Source organism: Streptomyces sp. NPDC093149 (assembly GCF_044754145.1).
GTDB lineage: Bacteria > Actinomycetota > Actinomycetes > Streptomycetales > Streptomycetaceae > Streptomyces.
On the sequence record NZ_JBIVON010000009.1, the window covers coordinates 383,841 to 407,090 of the forward strand.

The following is a 23,250-nucleotide window of genomic DNA, read 5'->3' on the forward strand; positions in this document are numbered from 1 at the left end:
GACGCAGTGGACAAGCCGAAGGTCGTTCTTGGGGTCAGCGGGGGCATCGCCGCGTACAAGGCGTGCGAGCTGCTGCGTCGGCTGACCGAGTCCGGCCACGACGTGAGGGTCGTCCCGACCGAGTCGGCGCTGCACTTCGTGGGGGCGGCCACCTGGTCGGCGCTCTCCGGCCATCCGGTCGCCACGGAGGTCTGGAACGACGTCCACGAGGTGCCGCACGTCAGGACCGGTCAGAGCGCCGACCTGGTCGTCGTCGCGCCCGCCACCGCCGACATGCTCGCCAAGGCCGCCCACGGTCTCGCCGACGACCTGCTCACCAACACGCTCCTCACCGCTCGCTGTCCGGTCGTCTTCGCGCCCGCCATGCACACCGAGATGTGGGAACACCCGGCCACCCAGGAGAACGTGGCCACGCTGCGCCGCCGCGGCGCCGTCGTCATCGAGCCCGCCGTCGGCCGGCTCACCGGTGTCGACACCGGCAAGGGCAGGCTCCCCGACCCCGGGGAGATCTTCGAGGTCTGCCGCCGGGTGCTGACCCGCGGGCCCGCCGAACCCGATCTGACGGGCCGGCACGTCGTGATCAGCGCGGGCGGTACGCGGGAGCCCCTCGACCCGGTGCGCTACCTCGGCAACCGCTCCTCCGGCAAGCAGGGCTACGCACTGGCCCGCACCGCGGTCGCCCGCGGTGCCCGGGTCACGCTGATCGAGGCCAACACCGGCCTGCCCGATCCGGCCGGTGCCGACGTCCGGCACGCCGGAACCGCCGTACAGCTGCGCGAAGCCGTGCTGAAGGCCGCCGCGGACGCCGATGTGGTCGTGATGGCGGCGGCGGTCGCCGACTTCCGGCCCGCCGAGTACGCGCCGGGGAAGATCAAGAAGAAGGACGGCCAGGAGCCGGCGCCCATCACGCTCGTCCGGAACCCCGACATCCTCGTCGAGGTCGCCGGTGCGCGCGCCCGGCCGGACCAGATCGTCGTCGGTTTCGCCGCCGAGACCGACAACGTCCTCGCCAACGGCCGTGAGAAGCTCCGCCGCAAGGGCTGCGATCTCCTCGTCGTCAACGAGGTCGGTGAGCGCAGGACCTTCGGCTCCGAGGAGAACGAAGCGGTGGTGCTCGCGGCCGACGGCGGCGAGACCCCGGTGCCGTACGGCCCCAAGGAGGCGCTGGCCGACACGGTCTGGGATCTCGTGTCGTCACGATGGGCGTGAATTTCTCGTTTCGCGCCTTCGAACGGGCCGAGTCCCTTGAAATATGGGGGTAAATGGCTTTCTCGGCAGGCGATTTTCGTACAGCCGCGGACCGTGCCAGAGGTCACAGAACTCCCAAAGGGCGAGACACGCTGTCCGCCGAACGAAAGCGACAGATAAACTGGCCCCGGACCATGTCGGGCGCAGCTCCCGGCGGTCCGCCAAATGATCAGCCAGCAGCCGCTGCAACCCCAGGGAGCGATGTGTCCCGCCGTCTCTTCACCTCGGAGTCCGTCACCGAGGGTCACCCCGACAAGATCGCTGACCAGATCAGCGACACCATTCTCGACGCACTCCTCCGTGAGGACCCCCGGTCCCGCGTCGCGGTCGAGACCTTGATCACCACCGGTCTGGTGCACGTTGCGGGTGAGGTCACGACCAAGGCCTACGCCGACATTCCGACCCTCGTACGCAACAAGGTTCTCGAAATCGGCTACGACTCCTCCAAGAAGGGCTTCGACGGCGCCTCCTGCGGTGTCTCGGTGTCCATCGGCGCGCAGTCGCCGGACATCGCGCAGGGCGTCGACACCGCGTACGAGACGCGGGTCGAGGGTTCCGCCGCGGGCGAGGAAGACGACGAGCTCGACAAGCAGGGCGCCGGTGACCAGGGCCTGATGTTCGGGTACGCCTGCGACGAGACGCCCGAGCTCATGCCGCTTCCGATCTACCTCGCGCACCGGCTCTCGCGCCGGCTCTCCGAGGTCCGCAAGAACGGGACCATCCCGTACCTGCGCCCGGACGGCAAGACGCAGGTCACCATCGAGTACGACGGCGACAAGGCCGTCCGTCTCGACACGGTCGTCGTCTCCTCGCAGCACGCCAGCGACATCGATCTCGACTCGCTGCTCGCACCCGACATCCGCGAGTTCGTCGTCGAGCACGTGCTCGCGCAGCTCATCGAGGACGGCATCAAGCTGGACACCGACGGCTACCGGCTGCTGGTCAACCCGACCGGCCGTTTCGAGATCGGCGGCCCGATGGGCGACGCCGGCCTGACCGGCCGCAAGATCATCATCGACACCTACGGCGGCATGGCCCGCCACGGCGGCGGCGCCTTCTCGGGCAAGGACCCGTCCAAGGTCGACCGCTCCGCCGCGTACGCCATGCGCTGGGTCGCCAAGAACGTCGTCGCGGCCGGTCTCGCCGCCCGTTGCGAGGTCCAGGTCGCGTACGCCATCGGCAAGGCCGAGCCGGTCGGTCTGTTCGTCGAGACGTTCGGCACCGCCGCGATCGAGACCGAGAAGATCGAGCACGCCATCGGCGAGGTCTTCGACCTCCGTCCGGCCGCGATCATCCGCGACCTCGACCTGCTCCGTCCGATCTACGCCCAGACCGCGGCGTACGGCCACTTCGGCCGCGAGCTGCCCGACTTCACGTGGGAGCGCACGGACCGCGTGGACGCGCTGCGCACGGCGGCCGGGCTGTAGGTCCGCCGCCTTCCGTCCCGCGCCGGGGCCCGGACGCCGCACAGGGTGTCCGGGCCCCGGTGCGTGCGGCCCCCGGTGGGTACGACGCCTGCGCCGGTGTCAGTGGCGTCTGGTAGGAATTTGGCTGTGAGCAGCGACAACGAGCGATCCGAGGACCCCGGGCGCGGGGCCCCGGAGCAGCTTGCGCTGATTCGGGAGTCGGTACGGCAGGCGAAGGTGCCGCGGGCCAAGCCGCGGACCTGGCGCGGCGCCGCGCTCGCCAAGGAGCTGCCCGTCGCCCGGGTGCTGGTCAACAAGGGCGCGCTCCATCTCGACCAGTACTTCGACTACGCCGTGCCCGAGGAGCTGGACGCCGACGCGCAGCCCGGAGTGCGGGTGCGGGTGCGATTCGGGGCCGGGGCGCGCCATGTCCGCGGCGGCCGGCGCGAGGGGGGCGGGCTGATCGACGGCTTCCTCGTCGAGCGGCTCGCCGAATCGGACTACACGGGAGCCCTCGCCGCGCTCGCGTACGTCGTTTCGCCGGAACCGGTGCTGGGACCGGAGCTGCTCACCCTCGCACGGGCCGTTGCCGACCGCTACGCGGGCAGCCTCGCCGACGTGCTGCAGCTGGCTGTGCCGCCCAGGAACGGCAGGGCCGAGTCCAAGCCCTCGCCCGCCCCCCTGCCACCGCCGCCCGCGCCGTCGGCGGGGAGCTGGGAGCGGTACGCGCAGGGGCCGGCATTCCTGCGCGCGCTGGCCGACGGCGGTGTGCCCCGGGCCGTATGGACCGCGCTGCCCGGACCGCACTGGCCCGAGGAGATCGCCAGGGCCATGGCCGCGACGCTCGCCTCCGGGCGCGGCGCACTCGTCGTCGTGCCGGACGGCAGGGCCGCCGGGCGGGTGGACGCCGCCCTCACCGGACTGCTCGGCAAGGGACAGCACGCACTGCTGACCGCCGACTCCGGGCCGGAGAAGCGGTACCGGGAGTGGCTCGCCGTGCGGCGAGGCTCCGTGCGGGCCGTCGTCGGGACGAGGGCGGCGATGTTCGCGCCCGTCACCGATCTCGGCCTGGTCGCCGTCTGGGACGACGGGGACTCCAGCCACAGCGACGACCACGCCCCCTTCCCGCACGTCCGCGAGGTGCTCGAACTACGGGCGGCGCACGGCCGGTGCGCATTCCTGCTCGGCGGTACGAGCTGCACCGTGGAGGCCGCCCAGCTGGTGGAGAGCGGCTGGGCGCTGCCGCTGCGCGCGGACCGGGAGCAGCTGCGGATCGCGGCGCCGCTGGTGAGGACGGTCGGCGACGGGGAGCTGGCGCGGGACGGGGCCGCGCGGGCGGCCCGGCTGCCCAGCCTGGCCTGGCAGACGGTACGGGACGGACTGCGCAGCGGTCCCGTCCTGATCCAGGTGCCGCGCCGCGGATACGCGCCGCGGCTGGCCTGTGAGCGCTGCCGGGAACCCGCTCGGTGCCGGCACTGCGCCGGACCGCTGGAGGCACCGGACCAGCGGGATCTCAACTGCGCCTGGTGCGGGCGGCCCGAGACCGCCTGGCACTGTGTCGCCTGCGGGTCCGGTCGGCTGCGGGCCCGGATCGTCGGCGCCCGCCGGACCGCCGAGGAGCTGGGCCGCGCGTTCCCCGCCGTGCCGGTACGGACGTCGGGCCGGGACCACATCCTGGACTCGGTGCCAAAGGCACCGGCGCTGGTGGTCAGCACGCCGGGCGCCGAACCCGTCGCCGAGGGCGGATACGCGGCGGCGCTGCTGCTGGACGGCTGGGCGATGGTCGGGCGCCCCGATCTGAGGGCGGGCGAGGAGGCGCTGCGCCGGTGGACGGCCGCGGCCTCGCTGGTGCGGGGACAGCCGGAGGGCGGCACGGTGGTGATCGTCGCCGAGCCGACGCTGCGTCCGGTGCAGGCCCTGGTGCGCTGGGACCCGGTCGGGCACGCCCGCCGCGAGCTGGCGGAGCGCGCCGAGCTCGGCTTTCCGCCGGTGTCCCGGATGGCTGCGGTGACGGGCTCGCCGGACGCGCTCGCCGCGTTTCTCACGACCGCGGAACTGCCGCCGGAGACCGAGGTGCTCGGTCCGGTCCCGGTGCCCGGAGCCGAACCCGGCAGACCCCGCCGGCCCGGCGACGCACCGCCGGGGGAGTCCTGGGAGCGGGCGCTGCTCAGAGTGCCCCCGGGGAGCGGGGGCGCGCTCGCGGCCGCGTTGAAGGCGGCGCAGGCGGCGCGGTTGTCCCGGGGCAGTGGCGAACAGGTCCGGATCAGGGTGGATCCGCCGGAGATCGGGTGACGTGGGGATGCCGCCGGGCGCGGATCGGCCGGAGGGGCCGGGCGTGGGGACGCGGCTGCCCCGCCGTGCGTCGGGCGCGGCGGGGCAGGAGTGGGGTGGTCAGCCGTTGCGTGGGCCGGGGAAGACTCCGGGGCGCAGGTCCTCGCGCAGTGACGGACGGTCCACCGACGGCTGCGGGGGCATGGTGCGTGCGGCGGGCACGACGGGCAGGCCGGCCGCGTTGGTGGGGCCCGGCGTGGCGGGCAGGGGGCGCGGCACCGCGTTCTCCGCGACGGCCTCCGCCGCCCCCGGCTGTCGGGCGTTGCGGCGTGCGCCGTAGCGGCGGTGCACCGCCTGCTTGGTGACTCCGAGCGCGGAGCCCACCGCGTCCCAGGAGAAGCCCAGGGAGCGGTCGAAATCCACCGCCGCGGTGACCAGGGTCTCTACGCTGTCGCGCAGTTCCTGCGCCAGCCTGACAGTGGGGGCCGGGGCCCTGCCGTAGACGACGAAGCCCGTGGACGGGCCGGAGCGGCGCGGACGGTAGACGTTGCCCAGTTGGGCGGTGAGCGTGCGCAGCGCGTCCACCTGCCGCCGGACCCGCTCGATGTCCCGCACCAACAGGTGCAGGCTGGCCCGCGCTTGAGCGTCGTGGGTTGCGTGGTCGGCCATGAAGAAGCCTCTCGAACCGGCATTGAAAGGGATCGGGCCGCTCCGTGGCGGCTCGCTTCGGTCAATCTCTCTTGACCAACGCGGCAGCCGGGGATCTGGTCACGCTGGAGGGGCGCGTGCGCATGTCCAAGGGGCGCGCAGTGATGCGTACGCCCCCCGGTCGCCCGGCCCATAGACTTGTGCGTTGCTCGTCACCCGTACGTTTCGGCCTGAGAGGCAGTCAGCCACCCATGAAGCTCGTCTTCGCAGGCACCCCCGAGGTAGCCGTTCCCGCCCTGGACGCACTGATCGCCTCCGGCCGGCACGAGGTGGCCGCCGTCGTCACCCGGCCCGACGCCCCCGCCGGGCGAGGCCGCCGACTGGTCGCCAGCCCCGTCGCCGAGCGCGCCGAGGAGGCCGGGATCGAGGTGCTCAAGCCCGCCCGACCGCGCGACGAGGACTTCCTGACGCGACTGCGGGAGATCGCCCCGGACTGCTGTCCCGTCGTCGCCTACGGGGCACTGCTGCCCAAGGCCACGCTCGACGTACCCGCCCACGGCTGGGTCAACCTCCACTTCTCGTTGCTGCCCGCCTGGCGCGGCGCGGCCCCCGTGCAGCACTCGATCATGGCCGGGGACGAGGTGACCGGTGCGTCGACGTTCCTGATCGAGGAGGGGCTCGACTCCGGCCCGGTGTACGGCGTCCTCACCGAAGAGGTGCGGCCCACCGACACCAGCGGTGATCTGCTCACCCGGCTGGCGTTCGCCGGTGCCGGGCTGCTCGTCGCGACGATGGACGGCATCCAGGACGGCACGCTGCACGCCGTGCCGCAGCCCGCCGAGGGAGTCACCCTCGCACCGAAGATCACCGTCGAGGACGCTCAGGTGCAGTGGTCCGCCCCCGCCCTGCGGGTCGACCGCGTGGTGCGCGGCTGCACGCCCGCTCCCGGTGCGTGGACGTTGTTCCGGGGGGAACGGCTGAAGCTGATCCAGGCGGTACCGGTGCTGGACCGCGCGGATCTGGCGCCCGGGGAGCTGTCCGCCGCCAAGAACAACGTGTACGTGGGCACCGGGTCGCACGCCGTCGAGCTGCTCTGGGTGCAGCCGCAGGGCAAGAAGCCGATGCGGGCCGCCGACTGGGCCCGCGGGGTGCGGATCGTCCACGGCGAGCTGCTGGGGAGCTGAGGGCTGTCCCGGCAGGCTCTGCCCCGTCGCGTCGGACGACGCCGGTCGCGGCACCGGTGCCGCGACCGAGGAGGTCTGCCGGGACTCGCGAGCCGGCGGAGTTCCGGCGGCGGCACCGGGGAGCCGGGGGACGGGGCGGCGACGTAGTCTGGGAGGGTTCGCCCTCTCATCATCAGCGGAGCACCTTTCACGTGAACGACCAGCAGCGTCGCCGTCCCGCCAAGCCGCATCGCCGCCCCAAGAAGGACCCCGTCCGGTTCCTCGCCTTCGAAGCGCTCAGGGCCGTCGACGAGCGTGACGCGTACGCCAACCTCGTACTGCCCCCGCTCCTGAAGAAGGCCCGCGCCAAGGGCGACTTCGACAACCGGGACGCGGCGCTGGCGACCGAGCTGGTCTACGGGACGCTGCGCCGGCAGGGGACGTACGACGCGATCGTCGCGGCCTGCATCGACCGGCCGCTGCGCGAGGTCGACCCGCCGGTCCTCGATGTGCTCAACATGGGGGTGCATCAGCTGCTCGGCACCCGTATCCCCACCCATGCCGCGGTCTCCGCCAGCGTGGAACTGGCCCGGGTGGTGCTCGGCGAAGGCCGGGCCAAGTTCGTCAACGCCGTCCTGCGCAAGGTCTCCGCGGACGACTTCGACGGCTGGGTCGCGCGCGTCGCCCCGGCGTACGACGAGGACCCCGAGGACCACCTCGCCGTCGTGCACTCGCATCCGCGGTGGGTCGTGTCCGCACTCTGGGACGCGCTGGGCGGCGGTCGTGCCGGGATCGAGGACCTTCTCGAAGCGGACAACGAACGGCCGGAGGTCACCCTGGTGGCCCGCCCCGGCCGGGCCGGCACCGACGAGCTGCTCAGCGCCCTCGGCGACGGGAACGGCCTGCCGGGCCGCTGGTCCCCCTACGCGGTTCGGATGGCGGAGGGCGGCGAGCCCGGTGCCCTGACGGCCGTGCGGGAGGGCCGCGCCGGGGTGCAGGACGAGGGCAGCCAGCTGGTGGCCACCGCCTTCGCCGCCGCGCCGGTGGAGGGCAGCGACACCCGGTGGCTCGACGGGTGTGCGGGGCCCGGGGGGAAGGCGGCCCTCCTCGGCGCGCTCGCCGCCGAACGCGGCGCCGCCCTGCTCGCCGCCGAGAAGCAGCCGCACCGGGCCCGACTCGTCGAGCGCGCGCTGGCCGGCAACCCCGGCCCGTACCAGGTGATCACCGCCGACGGCACCCGCCCGCCGTGGCAGCCGGGCACCTTCGACCGCGTCCTGATGGATGTGCCGTGCTCGGGCCTCGGCGCGCTGCGCCGCCGTCCGGAGGCGCGGTGGCGTCGGCGCCCGGAGGACCTGGAGAGCTTCGCCCCGCTCCAGCGCGGCCTGCTGCGCGAGGCGATGAAGGCGGTACGGGTCGGCGGCGTCGTGGGTTACGCGACCTGTTCGCCGCATCTCGCGGAGACCCGGGTCGTCGTCGAGGACGTGCTCAAGGGGCGCGGCGGGCAGCCGGTCGAGGCGGAGTGGATCGACGCCCGCCCGCTGATGCCGGGAGTTCCCGCGCTCGGCGACGGTCCCGATGTCCAGCTCTGGCCGCACCTGCACGGGACGGACGCGATGTACCTGGCCCTGCTGCGGCGTACGGCCTGAATCGGACAGGGGACGGGGTGGGCGTCCGCAGGGGCCCCACCGCCCCCGAAGGGCGCTTCACGGGCTGAAAAGCCCGGATCGCCCGGCCGGACGGCCCGGATTTCGCGAACTGTAATGATCCCGTGAGGCTTTGGCCCTCACCAGGGCGGGGAAGTGCCGCGGAACATGGCAGGCTTGGCACATGGCCCAGATCAATCCCAGCATCTTGTCCGCCGACTTCGCCCGCCTCGCCGAGGAGGCGAAGGCAGTCGAAGGTGCCGACTGGCTCCATGTCGATGTGATGGACAACCACTTCGTGCCCAATCTGACCCTCGGCGTACCGATCGTGGAGTCGCTCAGCCGGGCCACGGACACCCCGCTGGACTGCCACCTGATGATCGAGGACCCGGACCGCTGGGCGCCTCAGTACGTCGAGGCGGGTGCCGGTTCCGTCACCTTCCACGTGGAGGCCGCCGCCGCCCCGGTACGGCTGGCGCGGGAGATCCGGGCCAAGGGCGCCCGCGCCTCCATGGCGCTCAAGCCCGCCACCCCCATCGAGCCGTACGAGGACCTGCTTCCCGAGCTCGACATGCTGTTGATCATGACGGTGGAGCCGGGCTTCGGCGGCCAGGCGTTCCTGGACATCATGCTGCCGAAGATCCGCCGCACCCGTGAGCTGATCTCCAAGCACGGCCTCGAACTGTGGCTCCAGGTGGACGGTGGCGTCTCCGCGTCCACCATCGAGCGCTGTGCGGAGGCCGGCGCGGACGTGTTCGTCGCCGGCTCGGCGGTGTACGGGGCCGAGGACCCCGCCGAAGCGGTGCGCGCCCTGCGCGCCAAGGCCGACGGGGCCACCTCCTCGGCGGCCTGGGCGTGCCGTCACTGACGTCGGGACCGGCCCCGGCCCCGAGTGCGGGTCGGTCCGGCCAAGGGCAGATGAACGTGGTCCGACGGGACCGATCAGGGATCGCCGGATCTGACAGGATGAACGGCGTATCGAGAGTGTGAACAGCAGTGAGGAGATCGCGGTGTCTGCAATGTCGGCGGGACGGTCCGCCCTGCGGATGGGGCCCGCGGAGCTGGTGCAGGCGGCGGCCATGGCCCGCCGCTTCTACCTCGAAGGAAAGTCGAAGATCCAGATCGCCGAGGAGTTCGGCGTCAGCCGCTTCAAGGTGGCCCGGGTCCTGGAGACGGCTCTGGAACGCGACCTCGTACGGATCGAGATCCGCGTTCCCGCCGAGCTGGACGCCGAGCGGTCCGACGCTCTCCGGGCGCGCTACGGGCTGCGTCACGCGGTCGTCGTCGAATCTCCCGCGGAGGAGCAGGACGACGCACCCGACCCGGAGAATCTGGGGGAGGTCGCGGCCGATCTTCTCGGCGAACTGGTGAACGAGGGCGATGTGCTCGGCCTCGCCTGGGGCCGGTCCACCATCCACATGGCGGCGGCGCTCGACCGGCTGCCCCCGTGCACGGTCGTGCAGCTCACCGGGGTGTACGACGCGGGGACGGCGGAGCGCGGCTCGGTCGAGGCGGTCCGGCGGGCCGCCCAGGTGGCGGGCGGCGAGGCCCACCCGATCTATGCGCCGATGCTGCTGCCCGACCCGGCCACGGCCGCCGCGCTGCGTCACCAGACCGGCATCGCCCGCGCCTTCGAGTACTTCGACAAGGTGACGGTCGCCGCGGTCTCCATCGGTTCCTGGGAGCCGGGCATCTCCACCGTCCACGACATGCTCACGGACGAGGAGCGGGCGCACTACGCCTCGCTCGGTGCCGCCGCGGAGATGTCCGCGCACCTCTTCGACAAGGAGGGGCGGCGGGTCGGCCGGGACCTGGGGGAGCGGTGCATCACGGTCGAGGCTGACCGGCTTCGCCGGATCCCGGAGGTGGTCGCGATCGCGGGCGGCCAGCGCAAGGCCGCGGCGATCGGGGCGGTGCTGCGGTCCGGTCTGGTCACCAGTCTGGTGACGGACACGGCGGCGGCCGACTACCTGCTGACCGAGTCGGCGGCGCCGCGGCGTCCCGCCCTGGAGCGCGCGGACCCGGACGGGGACTGACAGGGCGGGCGGCGGCGGCCCGCACCGGGGCCGCCCGCCGACCGCCGCGGGGCCGCCCGTCGCGGGGCCGCCCGTCGGCCGTCGCGGGGCCGCCCGTCGGCCGTCGCGGGGCCGCCCGTCGGCCGTCGCGGGGCCGCCCGCCGACCGTCGCGGGGCCGCCCGCCGACCGCCGCGGGGATTGGCCCGGACAGTCGGTGAGCCGTCCGGGCGGGGATCCGGCCCGGGGTCAGTCGCGGGCCGTGCCCAGGACCGTCGACTCCAGGTACTGCTCCGGCGCCGTGTACTGGCTCACCTCGGCCGGGTTGTAGCGGGGCGTCTGCCGCGACCAGTCCAGATTGCCGCGCATCCAGCTCCGCATCCCGTCCAGGTACGGCGTGAGCATCCAGGAAAGCTGCGGGTACGCGGTCAGCAGCTCGGCCTCCGCGGTGAGGAACCGCTCGGTCTCCGTGGCGATCTGCGCGCAGACGACTTCGAGCGCCTGCTGCTTGCCGTATCCCCGGTGGTGACGGATCAGATGGACGAGATTGTGGATCTCGCCGAGCACCTGTTCCTTCTCGTACGAGTACACGTCGTTGGCCCAGCACACGACATTGCACGACGCTTCGAGCGCGGTGATGAACCGGGAGTCGTTGTGGATCGACTCGGGAGCCTCGATCCCGGCCACGATCTCTATCAGGTCCATGCAGACATGTATCGCGCCGGTGTGGCGGCGCTTGGCGATGTAGGTCTCCTCGGACGGCACCACGTCCGCCGCCCGGTTCCCGGCCTCCCAGGTGGTGGTCGTGGTGAGGTACGTGGTCAGGTGCCAGCCGAACCGGGTGCGCCAGTGCGCGGCCGCGGTCGGGATCGTCCGTTCCCACAGATCGACCAGGGCCACCACGGCGGCGGGAAGGTCCTCGTCCGACGGGGTGCCCGTACCCTTGCCCTCGATCACGGAACACATCACCGCGACCACATCACGTACCCGCTCGGGGCTGCGGCCGAGATGTCCGTCGTCGAGCTGGTCGTCAACGAGAAACAGCCACACGAACCAGTCGGCGACGAGGTCGAGATTCTTGCTGTCGGCGGTCGGGTACACCATGCCGACGAACGCGCCGAAGTCCGCCTGCTCGAAGCGCTTCATGGCTGAATCACGGTGTACCAGACCGGTGTTGCGGATCCAGCTGTCGAGGTGGACTCGGGTGTGCCCGACGTGCGGATTCGTCCGCTGGGGGAACGGGCAGTAGATGTCCGGCAGTTCGCTCTCCACGGGTGGGTCGTGATCCTCTCCGGTCGTACGGGTGACGGAAGTTGTGACCTCTCCGCCTGTTCCTCAGGGGCGCAGTGGTGACCCACGGGACCTGCGGGTTTGAAGCTACCCGACCCTTTGTAGCCAGGTCCAGGAAAGGTGATCGCGAATGATTCGCATGCCGTTCGGGTAGGGTCCGTGAGCAAGGCAGGTTCCACTTGCCCGGGACTCCCGCGGTTCCCTTGGAGGAACATACGAGCGCGGGGGTCGTTTGCTGTGTCTTCGTGGAAGCGACCTGCTCCGTTTCGTATGAAAAAATGAACTTATGCGTTTTCTTGAGCCCGGCACCGGTCGCTATACAGAGTCCCCCTCGGTCCCGTACGACCTCACATACGACGATGTCTTCATGGTTCCGGGCCGTTCGGCGGTCGGTTCTCGCCAGGGTGTCGATCTCTCCTCGCCCGACGGCACCGGCACCACCATTCCGCTCGTCGTCGCGAACATGACGGCCATCGCGGGCCGTCGGATGGCCGAAACTGTCGCCCGTCGCGGCGGGCTCGTCGTCATCCCCCAGGACATCCCGATCGAGGTCGTCACCGATGTCGTCTCCTGGGTGAAGGCGCGCCATCTGGTGCTGGACACGCCGATCGTGCTGACCCCGGGGCAGACGGTCGCCGACGCGCTGTCCCTGCTGCCCAAGCGCGCGCACGGCGCGGGCGTCGTCGTCGACGAGGACCGGCGCCCCGTCGGTGTCGTCACCGACCACGACCTGACCGGCGTCGACCGCTTCACCCAGCTCTCCGAGGTCATGTCCCGGGACCTGGTGCTGCTCGACGCGGACATCGACCCGCGCGACGCGTTCAACAAGCTCGACGGTGCCCACCGCAAGCTCGCCCCCGCGGTCGACGCGGACGGCCGGCTCGTCGGCATCCTCACCCGTAAGGCCGCACTGCGCGCCACTCTGTACACCCCCGCCACCGACGCCGACGGCACGCTGCGGATCGCCGCGGCCGTGGGGATCAACGGCGACGTCGCGGGCAAGGCCAAGCAACTGCTCGACGCGGGTGTCGACACACTCGTCGTGGACACCGCCCACGGCCACCAGGAGTCCATGATCAACGCGGTCAGGGCCGTCCGGGCGCTCGACCCGCAGGTGCCGATCGTCGCGGGGAACATCGTCGCCGCCGAGGGGGTGCGCGACCTCATCGAGGCCGGCGCCGACATCATCAAGGTGGGTGTCGGCCCCGGCGCCATGTGCACCACCCGGATGATGACCGGCGTGGGCCGTCCGCAGTTCTCCGCCGTCCTGGAGTGCGCCGCCGAGGCGAGGAAGTTCGGCAAGCACGTCTGGGCCGACGGCGGCGTCCGTCATCCGCGCGACGTCGCGATGGCGCTCGCCGCGGGCGCGTCCAACGTGATGATCGGCTCCTGGTTCGCCGGTACGTACGAGTCGCCCGGCGACCTCCAGCAGTCCGCCGACGGCCGTTTCTACAAGGAGTCCTTCGGCATGGCCTCGGCGCGTGCGGTGAAGAACCGCACATCGGACGAGTCGGCGTACGACCGCGCCCGCAAGGCGCTCTTCGAGGAGGGCATCTCCACCTCGCGGATGTTCCTCGACCCGGCCCGGCCCGGCGTCGAGGACCTGATCGACTCGATCATCGCGGGCGTCCGCTCCTCCTGCACCTACGCCGGGGCGGCCTCCCTGGAGGAGTTCGCCGAGAAGGCCGTCGTCGGGGTGCAGAGCGCCGCCGGCTACGCCGAGGGCAAGCCGCTGCACGCCAGCTGGAGCTGATCCAGTGCTGTGACCGGAAAGGTCCACCGGCTCGCGACGCCCGGCACGGCACCTCGCCGCGTTGTCGCATCACCCGAGTGCGTCCGGTACGAGGGCGATCCTCCGCCTCGCGACGCACCGCACCGGACGCCGCGAGCCTCCCGGCAGACCTTTCCGGCCGCAGCACCGGCGGTCCCGCACCACCGTTGCCCCTCACGGCCGTTCGCGCCGTGGGGGGCGACGTCGTTCCCGGGTGTCCTCGCGGACACCGGAGATGTCCGATTCCAGCCCGCGGATCCCGTGGTGATCCGCTTCAACCCCATTGAAATGTAAGTAACATGAAGCGCAATCAGCTGTCCGCCTCTCTGCGGTAAGGGATCTCATGTCCTTCTTCACTGAACTGGCCCACCAGTACATCGACGGAGAGTGGAGGCCGGGCAAGGGATCCTGGGACATCATCGATTTCAATCCGTACAACGGGGAGAAGCTCGCCTCGATCACGGTCGCCACGGCCGAGGAGGTGGACCAGGCGTACCGGTCCGCCGAGGCCGCCCAGCGGGCATGGGGCGACACCAACCCGTACGCCCGCCGACAGGTGCTGGAGCGGGCGCTGCGCGTCGTCGAGGAGCGCGAGTCCGAGATCGGCGACGCGATCGTCGCGGAACTCGGCGGCACCCGGCTGAAGGCCGCCTTCGAGCTGCATCTCGTCAAGGAGTTCCTCCGGGAGTCGATCCAGCTCGCGCTGCGGCCCGCCGGGCAGATCCTGCCCTCGCCGACCGAGGGCAAGGAGAACCGTGTCTACCGCATGCCCGTCGGTGTCGTGGGTGTCATCAGCCCCTTCAACTTCCCGTTCCTGCTGTCGCTGAAGTCGGTCGCCCCCGCGCTGGCGCTCGGCAACGCCGTGGTGCTCAAGCCGCACCAGAACACCCCGGTCTGCGGCGGCACGCTGGTGGCCAAGGTGTTCGAGGAGGCGGGGCTGCCGGCCGGGCTCCTGAACGTCGTGGTCACCGACATCGCCGAGATCGGTGACGCACTGCTGGAACACCCCGTGCCGCAGGTCATCTCCTTCACCGGCTCGGACAAGGTGGGACGGCACGTCGCCACGGTGTGCGCGGCGCACCTCAAGCGTGCCGTGCTCGAACTCGGCGGCAACAGCGCGCTCATCGTCCTCGACGACGCCGATCTGGACTACGCCGTGGACGCGGCCGTCTTCAGCCGTTACGTGCACCAGGGCCAGGTCTGCATGGCAGCGAACCGCATCCTGGTCGACCGGGCGGTGGAGAAGGAGTTCACCGAGAAGTTCGTCGCCAAGGTCGCGTCGCTGCCGGTCGGTGACCCGGCCGACCCGCGGACCGTGATCGGCCCGCTGATCAACTCCTCGCAGGCCGAGGCCATTTCCTCGCTCGTCGACCAGACGGTGGAGGCCGGGGCGACGGCCCTGCTGCACGGCCGGGCGGACGGCAATCTGGTGAGCCCGTCCGTGCTCACCGGACTGGCCGCCGATTCCCCCGTCCTGTCTCAGGAGATCTTCGGGCCGGTCGCGCTCCTCGTGCCGTTCGACGGAGAGGACGAGGCGGTCCGGATCGCCAACGACACCCCGTACGGTCTGAGCGGGGCGGTGCACACGGGTGACATCGAGCGCGGTGTACGGATCGGCAAGCGCATCCACACCGGCATGATCCACATCAACGACGGCACGGTCCACGACGAGCCCATCGTCCCGTTCGGCGGCGAGAAGAGCTCCGGGCTGGGCCGGCTGAACGGCGATTCGATGGTCGAGGCCTTCACCACCCAGAAGTGGATCTCGGTCCAGCACGGCCGCTCGCAGTTCCCGTTCTGACCGGTCACCGGATGCGGTGAGCGCGCCCGGCGGCGCGGGGCCGTGGTCTACTTCGGGGGCGGCCCACGCCGCCCCGAAGTAGACCATCGCAGAGAAGTGAACCGCCCGAAGTGCGCCTGAACGACCTCGACGAACGCATCGTCCACGCCCTCGCCGAAGACGCCCGGCGCTCCTACGCGGACATCGGCGCGATCATCGGCCTGTCCGCGCCCGCCGTGAAACGCCGCGTGGACCGCCTGCGCGCCGAGGGCGCCATCACCGGCTTCACCGTGCGGGTGGACCCGGCCGCGCTGGGCTGGGAGACCGAGGGTTTCATCGAGATCTACTGCAGTCGCAACACCTCGCCGGAAGCGATCAAGCAGGGACTGGCGCGGTACCCGGAGATCGCGTCGGCCTCCACGGTGACGGGTGAGGCCGACGCGATCGTGCAGGTCTTCGCCGCGGACATGCGCCACTTCGAGCAGGTGCTCGAACGGATCGCCGGAGAGCCGTACGTGGAGCGGACGAAGTCCGTGCTGGTGCTCTCGCCGTTGCTGCGGCGGTACTCGTCGGGGTCGCCGGGATAGGAGCGCGGGGCGTCCCAGGACGTCCGCCGTCACCGGACGGGCCCGAGGCGCGCCGGGCGGAGGCCGGCTCGTGCGGGGCGACTTGGGCGTGCGGACCGAGGCATGCCGGGAATGAGACCTGCGTCACCCACTTGACCTGGGAAGACGCCCTACGCAACGAATCGCCGCGGCAGGCCGTCGGAGCGCAATGGATCGACGGTGTACACGCAACAGTCGCGCCTTGTCCGGGCCGAGCGGCGGACCGTACCTTCGATACGTCCCCGCCCAGCCCGCACCGCCCGAGGTCAGCCATGCCGCCGTTGCGCACCGCCCTGCTCCAGAGTTCCGGACGACCCGGTCATGTGGACGAGAACATCGAGGTGCTCGACGAAGCCGCGCGGCGGGCGGCGGACAGCGGGGCCCGCCTGCTGGTCTGCCCCGAACTGTTCCTCACCGGATACGCGATCGGCGCCGACGTCCCCCGGCTGGCCGAGCCGGCCGACGGGCCGTCGGCCCGTGCCGTCGCCGGGATCGCCGCACGGCACGGTCTCGCGGTCCTCTACGGCTACCCGGAACGCGCGGGCGAGCAGATCTTCAACGCCGCGCAGCTCATCGGACCGGACGGGGCCGCACTCGCGAACTACCGCAAGACCCACCTCTTCGGCTGCTTCGAGCAGGAGTGGTTCACCCCGGGCGAGCGGACCGTGGTGCAGGCCGAACTGGACGGCGTTCGCGTCGGGATCATGATCTGCTACGACGTCGAGTTCCCGGAGAACGTCCGCTCGCACGCCCTCGCCGGTACCGATCTGCTGCTGGTGCCCACCGCGCAGATGCACCCCTTCCAGTTCGTCGCCGAATCCGTCGTACCGGTCCGCGCCTTCGAGAGCCAGCTGTACGTGGCGTACGTCAACAGGACCGGACCGGAAGGCGAGTTCGAGTTCGTCGGGCTGAGCTGCCTGGCCGGTCCCGACGGCACGGTCCGCACCCGCGCAGGACGCGGCGAGGAACTGGTCATCGGTGAGGTCGACCCCGAGTTCCTCCGCGCGTCGCGCGCCGCCAACCCGTACCTGAACGACCGCCGCCCCGGCCTGTACGGCTCCCTCGTCTGAGCCGGCCGCACCGTTCCACCCCTCTTTTCCGTGCAAGGAGTCCGTACCCCATGACGTCCACGGTGCCCAACGCCGTCCAGCACACCGACGCCGCCGAGCCGATCACCATGTTCGGGCCGGACTTCCCGTACGCGTACGACGACTTCCTGGCCCACCCCGCGGGCATCGGGCAGATACCGGCGACCGAGCACGGCACCGAGGTCGCCGTCATCGGCGGTGGGCTGTCCGGCATCGTCGCCGCGTACGAACTGATGAAGATGGGGCTCAAGCCCGTCGTCTACGAAGCGGACCGGATCGGTGGCCGGCTGCGCACCGTCGGGTTCGACGGCTGCGACCCGCAGCTCACCGCCGAGATGGGCGCGATGCGCTTCCCGCCGTCGTCCACCGCGCTCCAGCACTACATCGATCTGGTCGGCCTGGAGACGAAGCCGTTCCCCAACCCGCTGTCCCCGGCCACCCCGTCGACCGTCGTCGACCTCAAGGGCGAGTCGCACTACGCGCGGACCATCGACGATCTGCCGCAGGTCTACCGCGATGTGATGGACGCCTGGAACCGGTGTCTGGAGGAGGGTGCCGACTTCTCCGACATGAACCGCGCGATGCGCGAACGCGATGTGCCGCGCATCCGCGAGATCTGGGCGGAGCTCGTCCGGAAGCTCGACAACCAGACCTTCTACGGGTTCCTCTGCGACTCCGACGCCTTCAAGTCGTTCCGGCACCGGGAGATCTTCGGCCAGGTCGGCTTCGGCACCGGTGGCTGGGACACCGACTTTCCCAACTCCATCCTGGAGATCCTGCGCGTCGTGTACACCGAGGCGGACGATCACCACAGGGGCATCGTCGGCGGCAGCCAGCAGCTCCCGCTGCGGCTCTGGGACCGCGAGCCGCGCAAGATCGTCCACTGGCCGCTCGGCACCTCGCTGTCCTCGCTGCACGGCGGGGAACCGCGCCCCGCGGTGACCCGGCTGAACCGCACCGCAGGGAACCGGATCACCGTCACCGACACCACGGGTGACATCCGTACGTACCCGGCCGCGATCTTCACCGGACAGTCCTGGCTGCTGCTCTCGAAGATCGACTGTGACGACGCGCTCTTCCCGATCGACCACTGGACGGCGATGGAGCGCACCCACTACATGGAGTCGTCCAAGCTGTTCGTGCCCGTCGACCGGCCGTTCTGGCTGGACAAGGCCGTCGACGGCAGGGGCGCGCCGACCGGGCGGGACACCATGTCGATGACGCTCACCGACCGGATGACCCGCGGCACGTACCTCCTCGACGACGGGCCCGACAGGCCGGCCGTCATCTGCCTCTCGTACACCTGGTGCGACGACAGCCTGAAGTGGCTGCCGCTCTCCCCGAACGAGCGCATGGACGTCATGCTGAAGTCGCTCGGCGAGATCTATCCCGACGTCGACATCAGGAAGCACATCATCGGCAACCCGGTGACGGTCTCGTGGGAGAACGAGCCCTGGTTCATGGGGGCGTTCAAGGCCAACCTGCCGGGCCACTACCGCTACCAGCGGCGGCTGTTCACCCACTTCATGCAGGACCGGCTGCCCGCCGACCGACGGGGGCTGTTCCTCGCGGGCGACGACATCTCCTGGACGGCCGGATGGGCCGAGGGCGCCGTACAGACCGCGCTCAACGCCGTCTGGGGCGTGATGACCCAGTTCGGCGGCACGACCGATGCGACGAACCCCGGCCCCGGCGACGTCTTCGACGACATCGCCCCGGTCGAACTCCCGGAGGACTGAGGCCGGTTTGCAACCCGTTCGGTGCTACGCGGGCCGGCAGACGCTGCGCTGCCGGCCGAGGCCCGAGATCTCGACCTCCATCACGTCGTCCGGGCCCAGGTAGGGGAACCGGCCCGACAGCGCCACCCCCTGCGGAGTACCGGTGTTGATGATGTCGCCGGGCTCCAGCACCAGGTACTGCGACAGATGGTGCACCAGATGCGCCACGCTGAAGATCATGTCCGCGGTGCTTGAGTCCTGCCGCGGCTCCCCGTTCACGAAGCTGCGCAGCCGCAGCTGCTGCGGGTCACCGACCTCGTCGGCCGTCACCAGCACCGGGCCCAGCGGGTTGAACGTGGCGCAGCTCTTGCCCTTGGACCACTGGCCGCCCGACTCCTCCAGCTGGAAGGCGCGTTCGGAGACGTCGTTGCTGACGGCGTATCCCGCGATGTGCGCGGCGGCATCGGCGGGGGAGTCCAGGTAGGAGGCGCGGCGGCCGATGACGACGGCCAGCTCCACCTCCCAGTCGGTCTTCTTCGAGCCGCGCGGGATCAGCACGTCGTCGTACGGGCCGACGATCGTGTTCGGCGACTTGTAGAACAGGATCGGCTGCTCGGGCGGCTCGCTGCCCGACTCGGCCGCGTGGGCCGCGTAGTTCTGGCCGATGCAGAGCAGCGCGGAGGGGCGGGCCACCGGGGGGCCGATCCGTCGACCGGTGATGTCGATCCCGGGGAGCGCCGGCTCGGCGGGCACCAGGTTCGGGTGGTCGGCGAGCGCGGCGAGGAACGCGCCGTCGATGTCGTCGGTGATGCCGGACAGGTCGTGGTGACGGCCCTCGGGGCAGACGGCGACGGGGCGCTCATGGCCCGGTTCACCGATGCGCATCAGTCGCATGGAGGTGAGTTCTCCTGACAGGTATGGGGGTCGGGGGAAGACGGACATGGCCCGCCTCACGGGACAGCCCTCAGTGCAGACGGACGAGGGCGTCGGCGGTGACGGCGTGGAGCGGGGGGCGTCCGGAGAGCAGCCGCAGCACCTCGTCGACGGCGCTCGTGCCGAGCCGCCGCCGGCACTCCACACTGCCCGCCGCCTGGTGCGGGGTGAGCAGCACGTTCGGCAGGGAGCGGAAGGGGTGACCGACGGGCAGCGGCTCGGCGTCGAAGACGTCGATCGCCGCGTCCAGCCGTCCGGTCGACAGTTCGGCGAGGAGCGCGTCCTCGTCGACCAGCCACGACCTGGCGGTGTTCACCAGGCCCGCCCCGTCCGGCATCAGCGCCAGCTGTTCGGCGCCGATCATCCTGCGGGTCTCCTCGGTGACCGGCGCGTGCACGGCCACGATCCTGCTCTGCGAGAGCAGAGTCCGAAGCGGCACGGACCGGACACCGAGCGCCTCGGCCCCGGCGTCGGACAGGAACGGGTCGGTGACGCTCACCCGCGCCCCCATCGCCCGCACCAGGGCGATGTAGGCGCGTCCGGTGCGGGAGGCGCCGATCACGCCGATGTCGCTGCCGTGGATCTCATGGCGCGGCGGGGCCTCGCTCGCCGCCGCCCACTCCAGCCCGCCGCGCAGGGCGTGGTCGAAGCGCTGGACACGGTGGAGCAGCGAGAGCGTGAACGCCAGAGCCACCTCGGCGACCGGACGGGCCATCTCGTCCCCTGCCTGGGTGACCAGGATGCCCCGCCGGAACACCTCCTCGGTGACATAGGGCGCGACCGCAGAACCGGTGTGCGCCACCAGTTCCAACCGGTCGGCCGATGCGAGGAGTTCGGCGTCCACCTTGGGCGCGCGCCACGAGGTGATCAGTGCGCGGGCGCCGGGCAGCGCCGCGGCCACCGCCGCCCGGTCGAAGTGGTCGTCCAGAACCGTCAGTTCCGCCGCGCGCTCCAGCTCCCGCCAGACCTCGGCGGTGAAGAACTGGGCCCGCAGGTCCGGCGGTACGGCGACGACCACCCGTGAGCGGTCGGCAGGATCAGGAGAGCCAGTCATCGAGGTGCTCCGCAACGAAGGCGTCATCGGTCAGCCAAGGGTAGGCCGCGGCCACCCGGCTGATCTCCTCGGCCTGTCCGGGCGAGAGCGTCTCGGCCGGGTCGAGGCACCGGATGTTCGCCAACAGCCCCTGGCGGTGCAGCACTTCGTGGACCCCGGCGATGCAGCCGCGGAACGCGCCGCGCACATCGAAGACCGCGCTGTTGGCATCGGTCAGCTCGGAGCGGCGCGTCAGACAGCGCACCATCGCCTCGTGGTCCCCGCCGCGTGCCCTGCGGACGTCGTCGAGGAGCGTCACCGCGGAGCTCGTCCACACGGCCCACTGACCGAGCAGGCCGCCCGCGAACCAGCGCGGTGTGCCGCCCGCCGTCTCGTACGGGGTGAGCAGATCACCGATGATGTCGTCGTCGTTGCCGGTGTACAGGGCCACCTCGTCGGCCCGGTCCGCGGCGGCCACCGCCCGTACGACATCGGCCGTGCGGTACCGGTCGAAGGGGGCGATCTTCACCGCGACCGTGTGGGGCAGATCGGTGAAAGCGGACCAGAAGCCCGGCGACAGGTAACGCCCGCCGACGGCCTCCTGGAGGTAGAAGCCGATCACCGGCAGCACTTCGCCGACCGCCCTGGCCCGGTCCAGCAGACCCTTCTCGTCCGCGCCGGGCACGGCCGGGCTGAGCAGCACCGCGTCGTAGCCGAGCGCGGCGGCGGTCTCGGCCTCGGCGACGGCCTGCGCGGTGTATCCGCAGGCCCCGGCGACCTTGATGAACGGCCGTCCGGCCTCGGCGTCGATCGTCTCGGCGGCCAGCTCCAGGACCGGCCGGAACAGACCGACGTCCGGTTCCCGGATCTCGAACTGCGTGGTGTGCACGGCGACGGCGACCCCGCCCGCGCCGGAGGCGAGGTAGTAGCGGGTCAGCGCGCGCTGTCGGCGCTCGTCGAAGGAGCCGTCGGCGTGCAGGGCGAGCGGGTGGGCGGGGATCACGGCGCCGCGGGCCAGTGCGTCCAGGGCCGGAGAGGACAGGAGGGAGGGAGTGGACATGGAGTGGATCAGAACCTTCCGTCGCGGACCTGGAACTTGGTGGGCTTGCCGGACAGCGGCAGCCCGCGGCGCAGCCAGTCGGCCTGCCACTCGACGAGGGTGCGCAGGGCGACGTCCGGATAGCCGAAGAGGGCGTGGCAGCGGCTCGCGTCGGAGAGCAGCGCGGTGGGTGCCTCCTCGCCCGCGAGGACCGGTTCCCGGCCGAACTCCTCGCCGAACCACCGCGCGATGCGGCGCACCGACGCGGTCTCGGGCCCGGTCAGGTTGATGGTGAACGCCTCGCCGTCGGTGGCGTGCAGCAGGGAGCGGAGCGCGACCTCGTTGGCGTACCCCTGCCACACCACATTGGCGTGGCCGGTCGTCACATCGACGGGCTCGCCGGACTGTACGCGGTGGGCGATGTCGGCGAGGACGCCGTAGCGCAGGTCGACCGCGTAGTTGAGACGGATGTTGGCGACCCTGGTGCCTCGCGTCAGTGCCGCGTGGCCGAACATCCGCTCGCGGCCCAGGCACGACATGGCGTACTCGCCGACCGGCCCGACCGGGTCGTCCTCGGTGCAGCCGCCGGAGGACACCGGCACCAGCGGGTACACGTTGCCGGTGGAGAACGCGGCGATCCGCGAATCCGGCCAGCGGCGCGCCACCCGGTCCGGCATCGCGGCGTTGACGGCCCAGGCGTGCGAGGGCGCGCCGGCGGAGCCGAACTTGGCGCCGACCATGAAGACGATGTTCCCGGCGTCGGGCAGCTCGGCCAGATCGGCGGCCGGGTCCATCAGGTCGAAGGCGACGGTGGAGACGCCGGCCGCCTCCAGCGCGTCGGCGGCGGACTTGTCGGACCAGCGGGAGACGGCGTACACGGTCACATCGCTGCGGCCCGCGGCGTCCAGTGCCCGGCGGGCCAGCTTGCACAGGCTCGGGCCCATCTTGCCGCCGGCGCCGAGCACCAGCAGATCGCCTTCGAGGCGGGCGAGGTCGGCGACGAGCGCGGGGGAGGGGGTGGCGAGCCGCTCTTCGAGCGCGGCTTCATCGGTGAACATTCGTAGCTATCCCTTGATTCCGGACGCGGTGACGCCCTCGGTGAAGTAGCGCTGGCCCACCATGTACGCGGCGAAGATGGGCACGAACGCGATGACGGAGCCGGAGAGCACCACATTGAGCGGCACGTTCTGCTGCTGGAGCGAGGCGATGCCGACGGTGAGGGTGCGCATGTCGGTGGACTGCCCGATGACCAGGGGCCACAGGAAGTCGTTCCAGTGCCACAGGAAGACGAAGACGCCGAGGGTGGCGAGGATCGGTTTCAGCAGCGGCAGCACGATGCGGTAGAAGATCTGCCATTCGTTGCAGCCGTCGAGCCGGGCGGCCTCGAAGAGTTCGTCGGGCAGGCCCTGGATGAACTGCCGCATCAGGAACACCGCCTGGGCGTTGGCCAGGGTCGGCACGATGAGTCCCCAGTACGTGTCCACGCCGCCCAGCTTCGCGATCATTGCGAAGGTGGGGATCATCGTGACGTGGTACGGGACCATCACCATCGACAGGAACGACCAGAACATCGTCTCCCGGCCCGGGAAGCGCTTCTTGGC

At 71.4% G+C, this 23,250-nt stretch carries 19 protein-coding genes; 12 read left to right on the forward strand and 7 right to left on the reverse strand.

Annotated features, from left to right (window positions below; all coding sequences use genetic code 11):
• Positions 1-6 precede the first annotated feature (6 nt).
• The 3 genes from coaBC to ACIQCZ_RS27210 all read left to right on the forward strand — a co-directional run bounded on the left by coaBC (position 7) and on the right by ACIQCZ_RS27210 (position 4,946).
• Positions 7-1,209 carry a bifunctional phosphopantothenoylcysteine decarboxylase/phosphopantothenate--cysteine ligase CoaBC gene (coaBC, locus tag ACIQCZ_RS27200; protein WP_402285594.1) on the forward strand — a complete coding sequence of 401 codons (1,203 nt, stop codon included), beginning with the start codon at positions 7-9 and terminating at the stop codon, positions 1,207-1,209.
• A gap of 242 nt (positions 1,210-1,451) precedes the next feature.
• Complete coding sequence (gene metK, locus ACIQCZ_RS27205) at positions 1,452-2,675, forward strand: methionine adenosyltransferase (protein ID WP_402285596.1); 1,224 nt, start codon at positions 1,452-1,454, stop codon at positions 2,673-2,675.
• 126 nt (positions 2,676-2,801) lie between these two features.
• Positions 2,802-4,946 (forward strand): primosomal protein N', encoded by a 2,145-nt coding sequence (locus ACIQCZ_RS27210; RefSeq protein WP_402285598.1) that lies wholly within the window; start codon positions 2,802-2,804, stop codon positions 4,944-4,946.
• A 99-nt stretch (positions 4,947-5,045) separates the two neighbouring features.
• Here ACIQCZ_RS27210 and ACIQCZ_RS27215 read toward each other — a convergent pair whose 3' ends face one another.
• The gene (locus tag ACIQCZ_RS27215) at positions 5,046-5,594 is read right to left on the reverse strand and encodes a hypothetical protein (protein ID WP_402285599.1); all 549 of its coding nucleotides are present in this window, start codon (positions 5,592-5,594) and stop codon (positions 5,046-5,048) included.
• Positions 5,595-5,824: 230 nt separating this feature from the next.
• Here ACIQCZ_RS27215 and fmt point away from each other — a divergent pair, with 230 nt between their 5' ends.
• The 4 genes from fmt to ACIQCZ_RS27235 all read left to right on the forward strand — a co-directional run bounded on the left by fmt (position 5,825) and on the right by ACIQCZ_RS27235 (position 10,415).
• Entirely contained in the window at positions 5,825-6,757 is a 933-nt protein-coding gene (gene fmt / locus ACIQCZ_RS27220; protein ID WP_402285601.1) for a methionyl-tRNA formyltransferase, read from the forward strand.
• A gap of 191 nt (positions 6,758-6,948) precedes the next feature.
• Positions 6,949-8,382: an RsmB/NOP family class I SAM-dependent RNA methyltransferase gene (locus tag ACIQCZ_RS27225; protein WP_402285603.1), complete on the forward strand. Its 1,434-nt coding sequence runs from the start codon at positions 6,949-6,951 to the stop codon at positions 8,380-8,382.
• A gap of 181 nt (positions 8,383-8,563) precedes the next feature.
• Positions 8,564-9,247 carry a ribulose-phosphate 3-epimerase gene (gene rpe / locus ACIQCZ_RS27230; protein ID WP_351083553.1) on the forward strand — a complete coding sequence of 228 codons (684 nt, stop codon included), beginning with the start codon at positions 8,564-8,566 and terminating at the stop codon, positions 9,245-9,247.
• A 151-nt stretch (positions 9,248-9,398) separates the two neighbouring features.
• A complete protein-coding gene (locus ACIQCZ_RS27235; RefSeq protein ID WP_376283981.1) occupies positions 9,399-10,415 on the forward strand; it encodes a sugar-binding transcriptional regulator in 1,017 nt (338 codons plus the stop codon).
• Between the two features lie 226 nt (positions 10,416-10,641).
• Here ACIQCZ_RS27235 and ACIQCZ_RS27240 read toward each other — a convergent pair whose 3' ends face one another.
• On the reverse strand, positions 10,642-11,664 hold the full coding sequence (locus tag ACIQCZ_RS27240; protein ID WP_402285605.1) for a terpene cyclase: 1,023 nt from the start codon (positions 11,662-11,664) through the stop codon (positions 10,642-10,644).
• A 304-nt stretch (positions 11,665-11,968) separates the two neighbouring features.
• Between ACIQCZ_RS27240 and ACIQCZ_RS27245 the strand changes: the two genes are divergently transcribed.
• The 5 genes from ACIQCZ_RS27245 (at position 11,969) to ACIQCZ_RS27265 (ending at position 18,665) form a co-directional block, all read left to right on the forward strand.
• Positions 11,969-13,435 carry a GuaB1 family IMP dehydrogenase-related protein gene (locus tag ACIQCZ_RS27245; RefSeq protein WP_402285608.1) on the forward strand — a complete coding sequence of 489 codons (1,467 nt, stop codon included), beginning with the start codon at positions 11,969-11,971 and terminating at the stop codon, positions 13,433-13,435.
• A gap of 361 nt (positions 13,436-13,796) precedes the next feature.
• Positions 13,797-15,254 (forward strand): aldehyde dehydrogenase family protein, encoded by a 1,458-nt coding sequence (locus ACIQCZ_RS27250; RefSeq protein WP_402285611.1) that lies wholly within the window; start codon positions 13,797-13,799, stop codon positions 15,252-15,254.
• 110 nt (positions 15,255-15,364) lie between these two features.
• Positions 15,365-15,820, forward strand: a complete 456-nt coding sequence (locus tag ACIQCZ_RS27255; protein ID WP_351083545.1) for an Lrp/AsnC family transcriptional regulator — start codon at positions 15,365-15,367, stop codon at positions 15,818-15,820.
• A 290-nt stretch (positions 15,821-16,110) separates the two neighbouring features.
• Positions 16,111-16,908, forward strand: coding sequence for a carbon-nitrogen hydrolase family protein (locus ACIQCZ_RS27260; protein ID WP_351083543.1), 798 nt, complete (start codon positions 16,111-16,113; stop codon positions 16,906-16,908).
• 50 nt (positions 16,909-16,958) lie between these two features.
• The gene (locus tag ACIQCZ_RS27265; RefSeq protein WP_402285614.1) at positions 16,959-18,665 is read left to right on the forward strand and encodes a flavin monoamine oxidase family protein; all 1,707 of its coding nucleotides are present in this window, start codon (positions 16,959-16,961) and stop codon (positions 18,663-18,665) included.
• A 24-nt stretch (positions 18,666-18,689) separates the two neighbouring features.
• Here ACIQCZ_RS27265 and ACIQCZ_RS27270 read toward each other — a convergent pair whose 3' ends face one another.
• The 5 genes from ACIQCZ_RS27270 to ACIQCZ_RS27290 form a co-directional block, all read right to left on the reverse strand.
• On the reverse strand, positions 18,690-19,538 hold the full coding sequence (locus tag ACIQCZ_RS27270; RefSeq protein ID WP_402285616.1) for a fumarylacetoacetate hydrolase family protein: 849 nt from the start codon (positions 19,536-19,538) through the stop codon (positions 18,690-18,692).
• A gap of 70 nt (positions 19,539-19,608) precedes the next feature.
• Positions 19,609-20,631, reverse strand: a complete 1,023-nt coding sequence (locus tag ACIQCZ_RS27275; RefSeq protein ID WP_402285617.1) for a hydroxyacid dehydrogenase — start codon at positions 20,629-20,631, stop codon at positions 19,609-19,611.
• Positions 20,615-21,670: a dihydrodipicolinate synthase family protein gene (locus ACIQCZ_RS27280; RefSeq protein ID WP_402285619.1), complete on the reverse strand. Its 1,056-nt coding sequence runs from the start codon at positions 21,668-21,670 to the stop codon at positions 20,615-20,617. Before ACIQCZ_RS27280 ends, ACIQCZ_RS27275 begins: the two co-directional genes overlap by 17 nt.
• Positions 21,671-21,678: 8 nt before the next feature.
• Positions 21,679-22,707, reverse strand: a complete 1,029-nt coding sequence (locus ACIQCZ_RS27285) for an NAD-dependent epimerase/dehydratase family protein (RefSeq protein WP_402285621.1) — start codon at positions 22,705-22,707, stop codon at positions 21,679-21,681.
• A gap of 6 nt (positions 22,708-22,713) precedes the next feature.
• On the reverse strand, positions 22,714-23,250 hold a 537-nt coding region (locus ACIQCZ_RS27290), incomplete at its 5' end, for a carbohydrate ABC transporter permease (protein WP_402285623.1).

Coding starts and splice junctions, on each gene's coding strand:
- ACIQCZ_RS27250 (WP_402285611.1), top strand. CDS start 13,797: ATGTCCTTCTTCACTGAACTGGCCCACCAGTACATCGACGGAGAGTGG.
- ACIQCZ_RS27265 (WP_402285614.1), top strand. CDS start 16,959: ATGACGTCCACGGTGCCCAACGCCGTCCAGCACACCGACGCCGCCGAG.
- ACIQCZ_RS27245 (WP_402285608.1), top strand. CDS start 11,969: ATGCGTTTTCTTGAGCCCGGCACCGGTCGCTATACAGAGTCCCCCTCG.
- rpe (WP_351083553.1), top strand. CDS start 8,564: ATGGCCCAGATCAATCCCAGCATCTTGTCCGCCGACTTCGCCCGCCTC.
- fmt (WP_402285601.1), top strand. CDS start 5,825: ATGAAGCTCGTCTTCGCAGGCACCCCCGAGGTAGCCGTTCCCGCCCTG.
- ACIQCZ_RS27275 (WP_402285617.1), bottom strand. CDS start 20,631: ATGACTGGCTCTCCTGATCCTGCCGACCGCTCACGGGTGGTCGTCGCC.
- ACIQCZ_RS27260 (WP_351083543.1), top strand. CDS start 16,111: ATGCCGCCGTTGCGCACCGCCCTGCTCCAGAGTTCCGGACGACCCGGT.
- ACIQCZ_RS27270 (WP_402285616.1), bottom strand. CDS start 19,538: ATGCGACTGATGCGCATCGGTGAACCGGGCCATGAGCGCCCCGTCGCC.
- ACIQCZ_RS27280 (WP_402285619.1), bottom strand. CDS start 21,670: ATGTCCACTCCCTCCCTCCTGTCCTCTCCGGCCCTGGACGCACTGGCC.
- ACIQCZ_RS27235 (WP_376283981.1), top strand. CDS start 9,399: ATGTCGGCGGGACGGTCCGCCCTGCGGATGGGGCCCGCGGAGCTGGTG.
- ACIQCZ_RS27215 (WP_402285599.1), bottom strand. CDS start 5,594: ATGGCCGACCACGCAACCCACGACGCTCAAGCGCGGGCCAGCCTGCAC.
- ACIQCZ_RS27285 (WP_402285621.1), bottom strand. CDS start 22,707: ATGTTCACCGATGAAGCCGCGCTCGAAGAGCGGCTCGCCACCCCCTCC.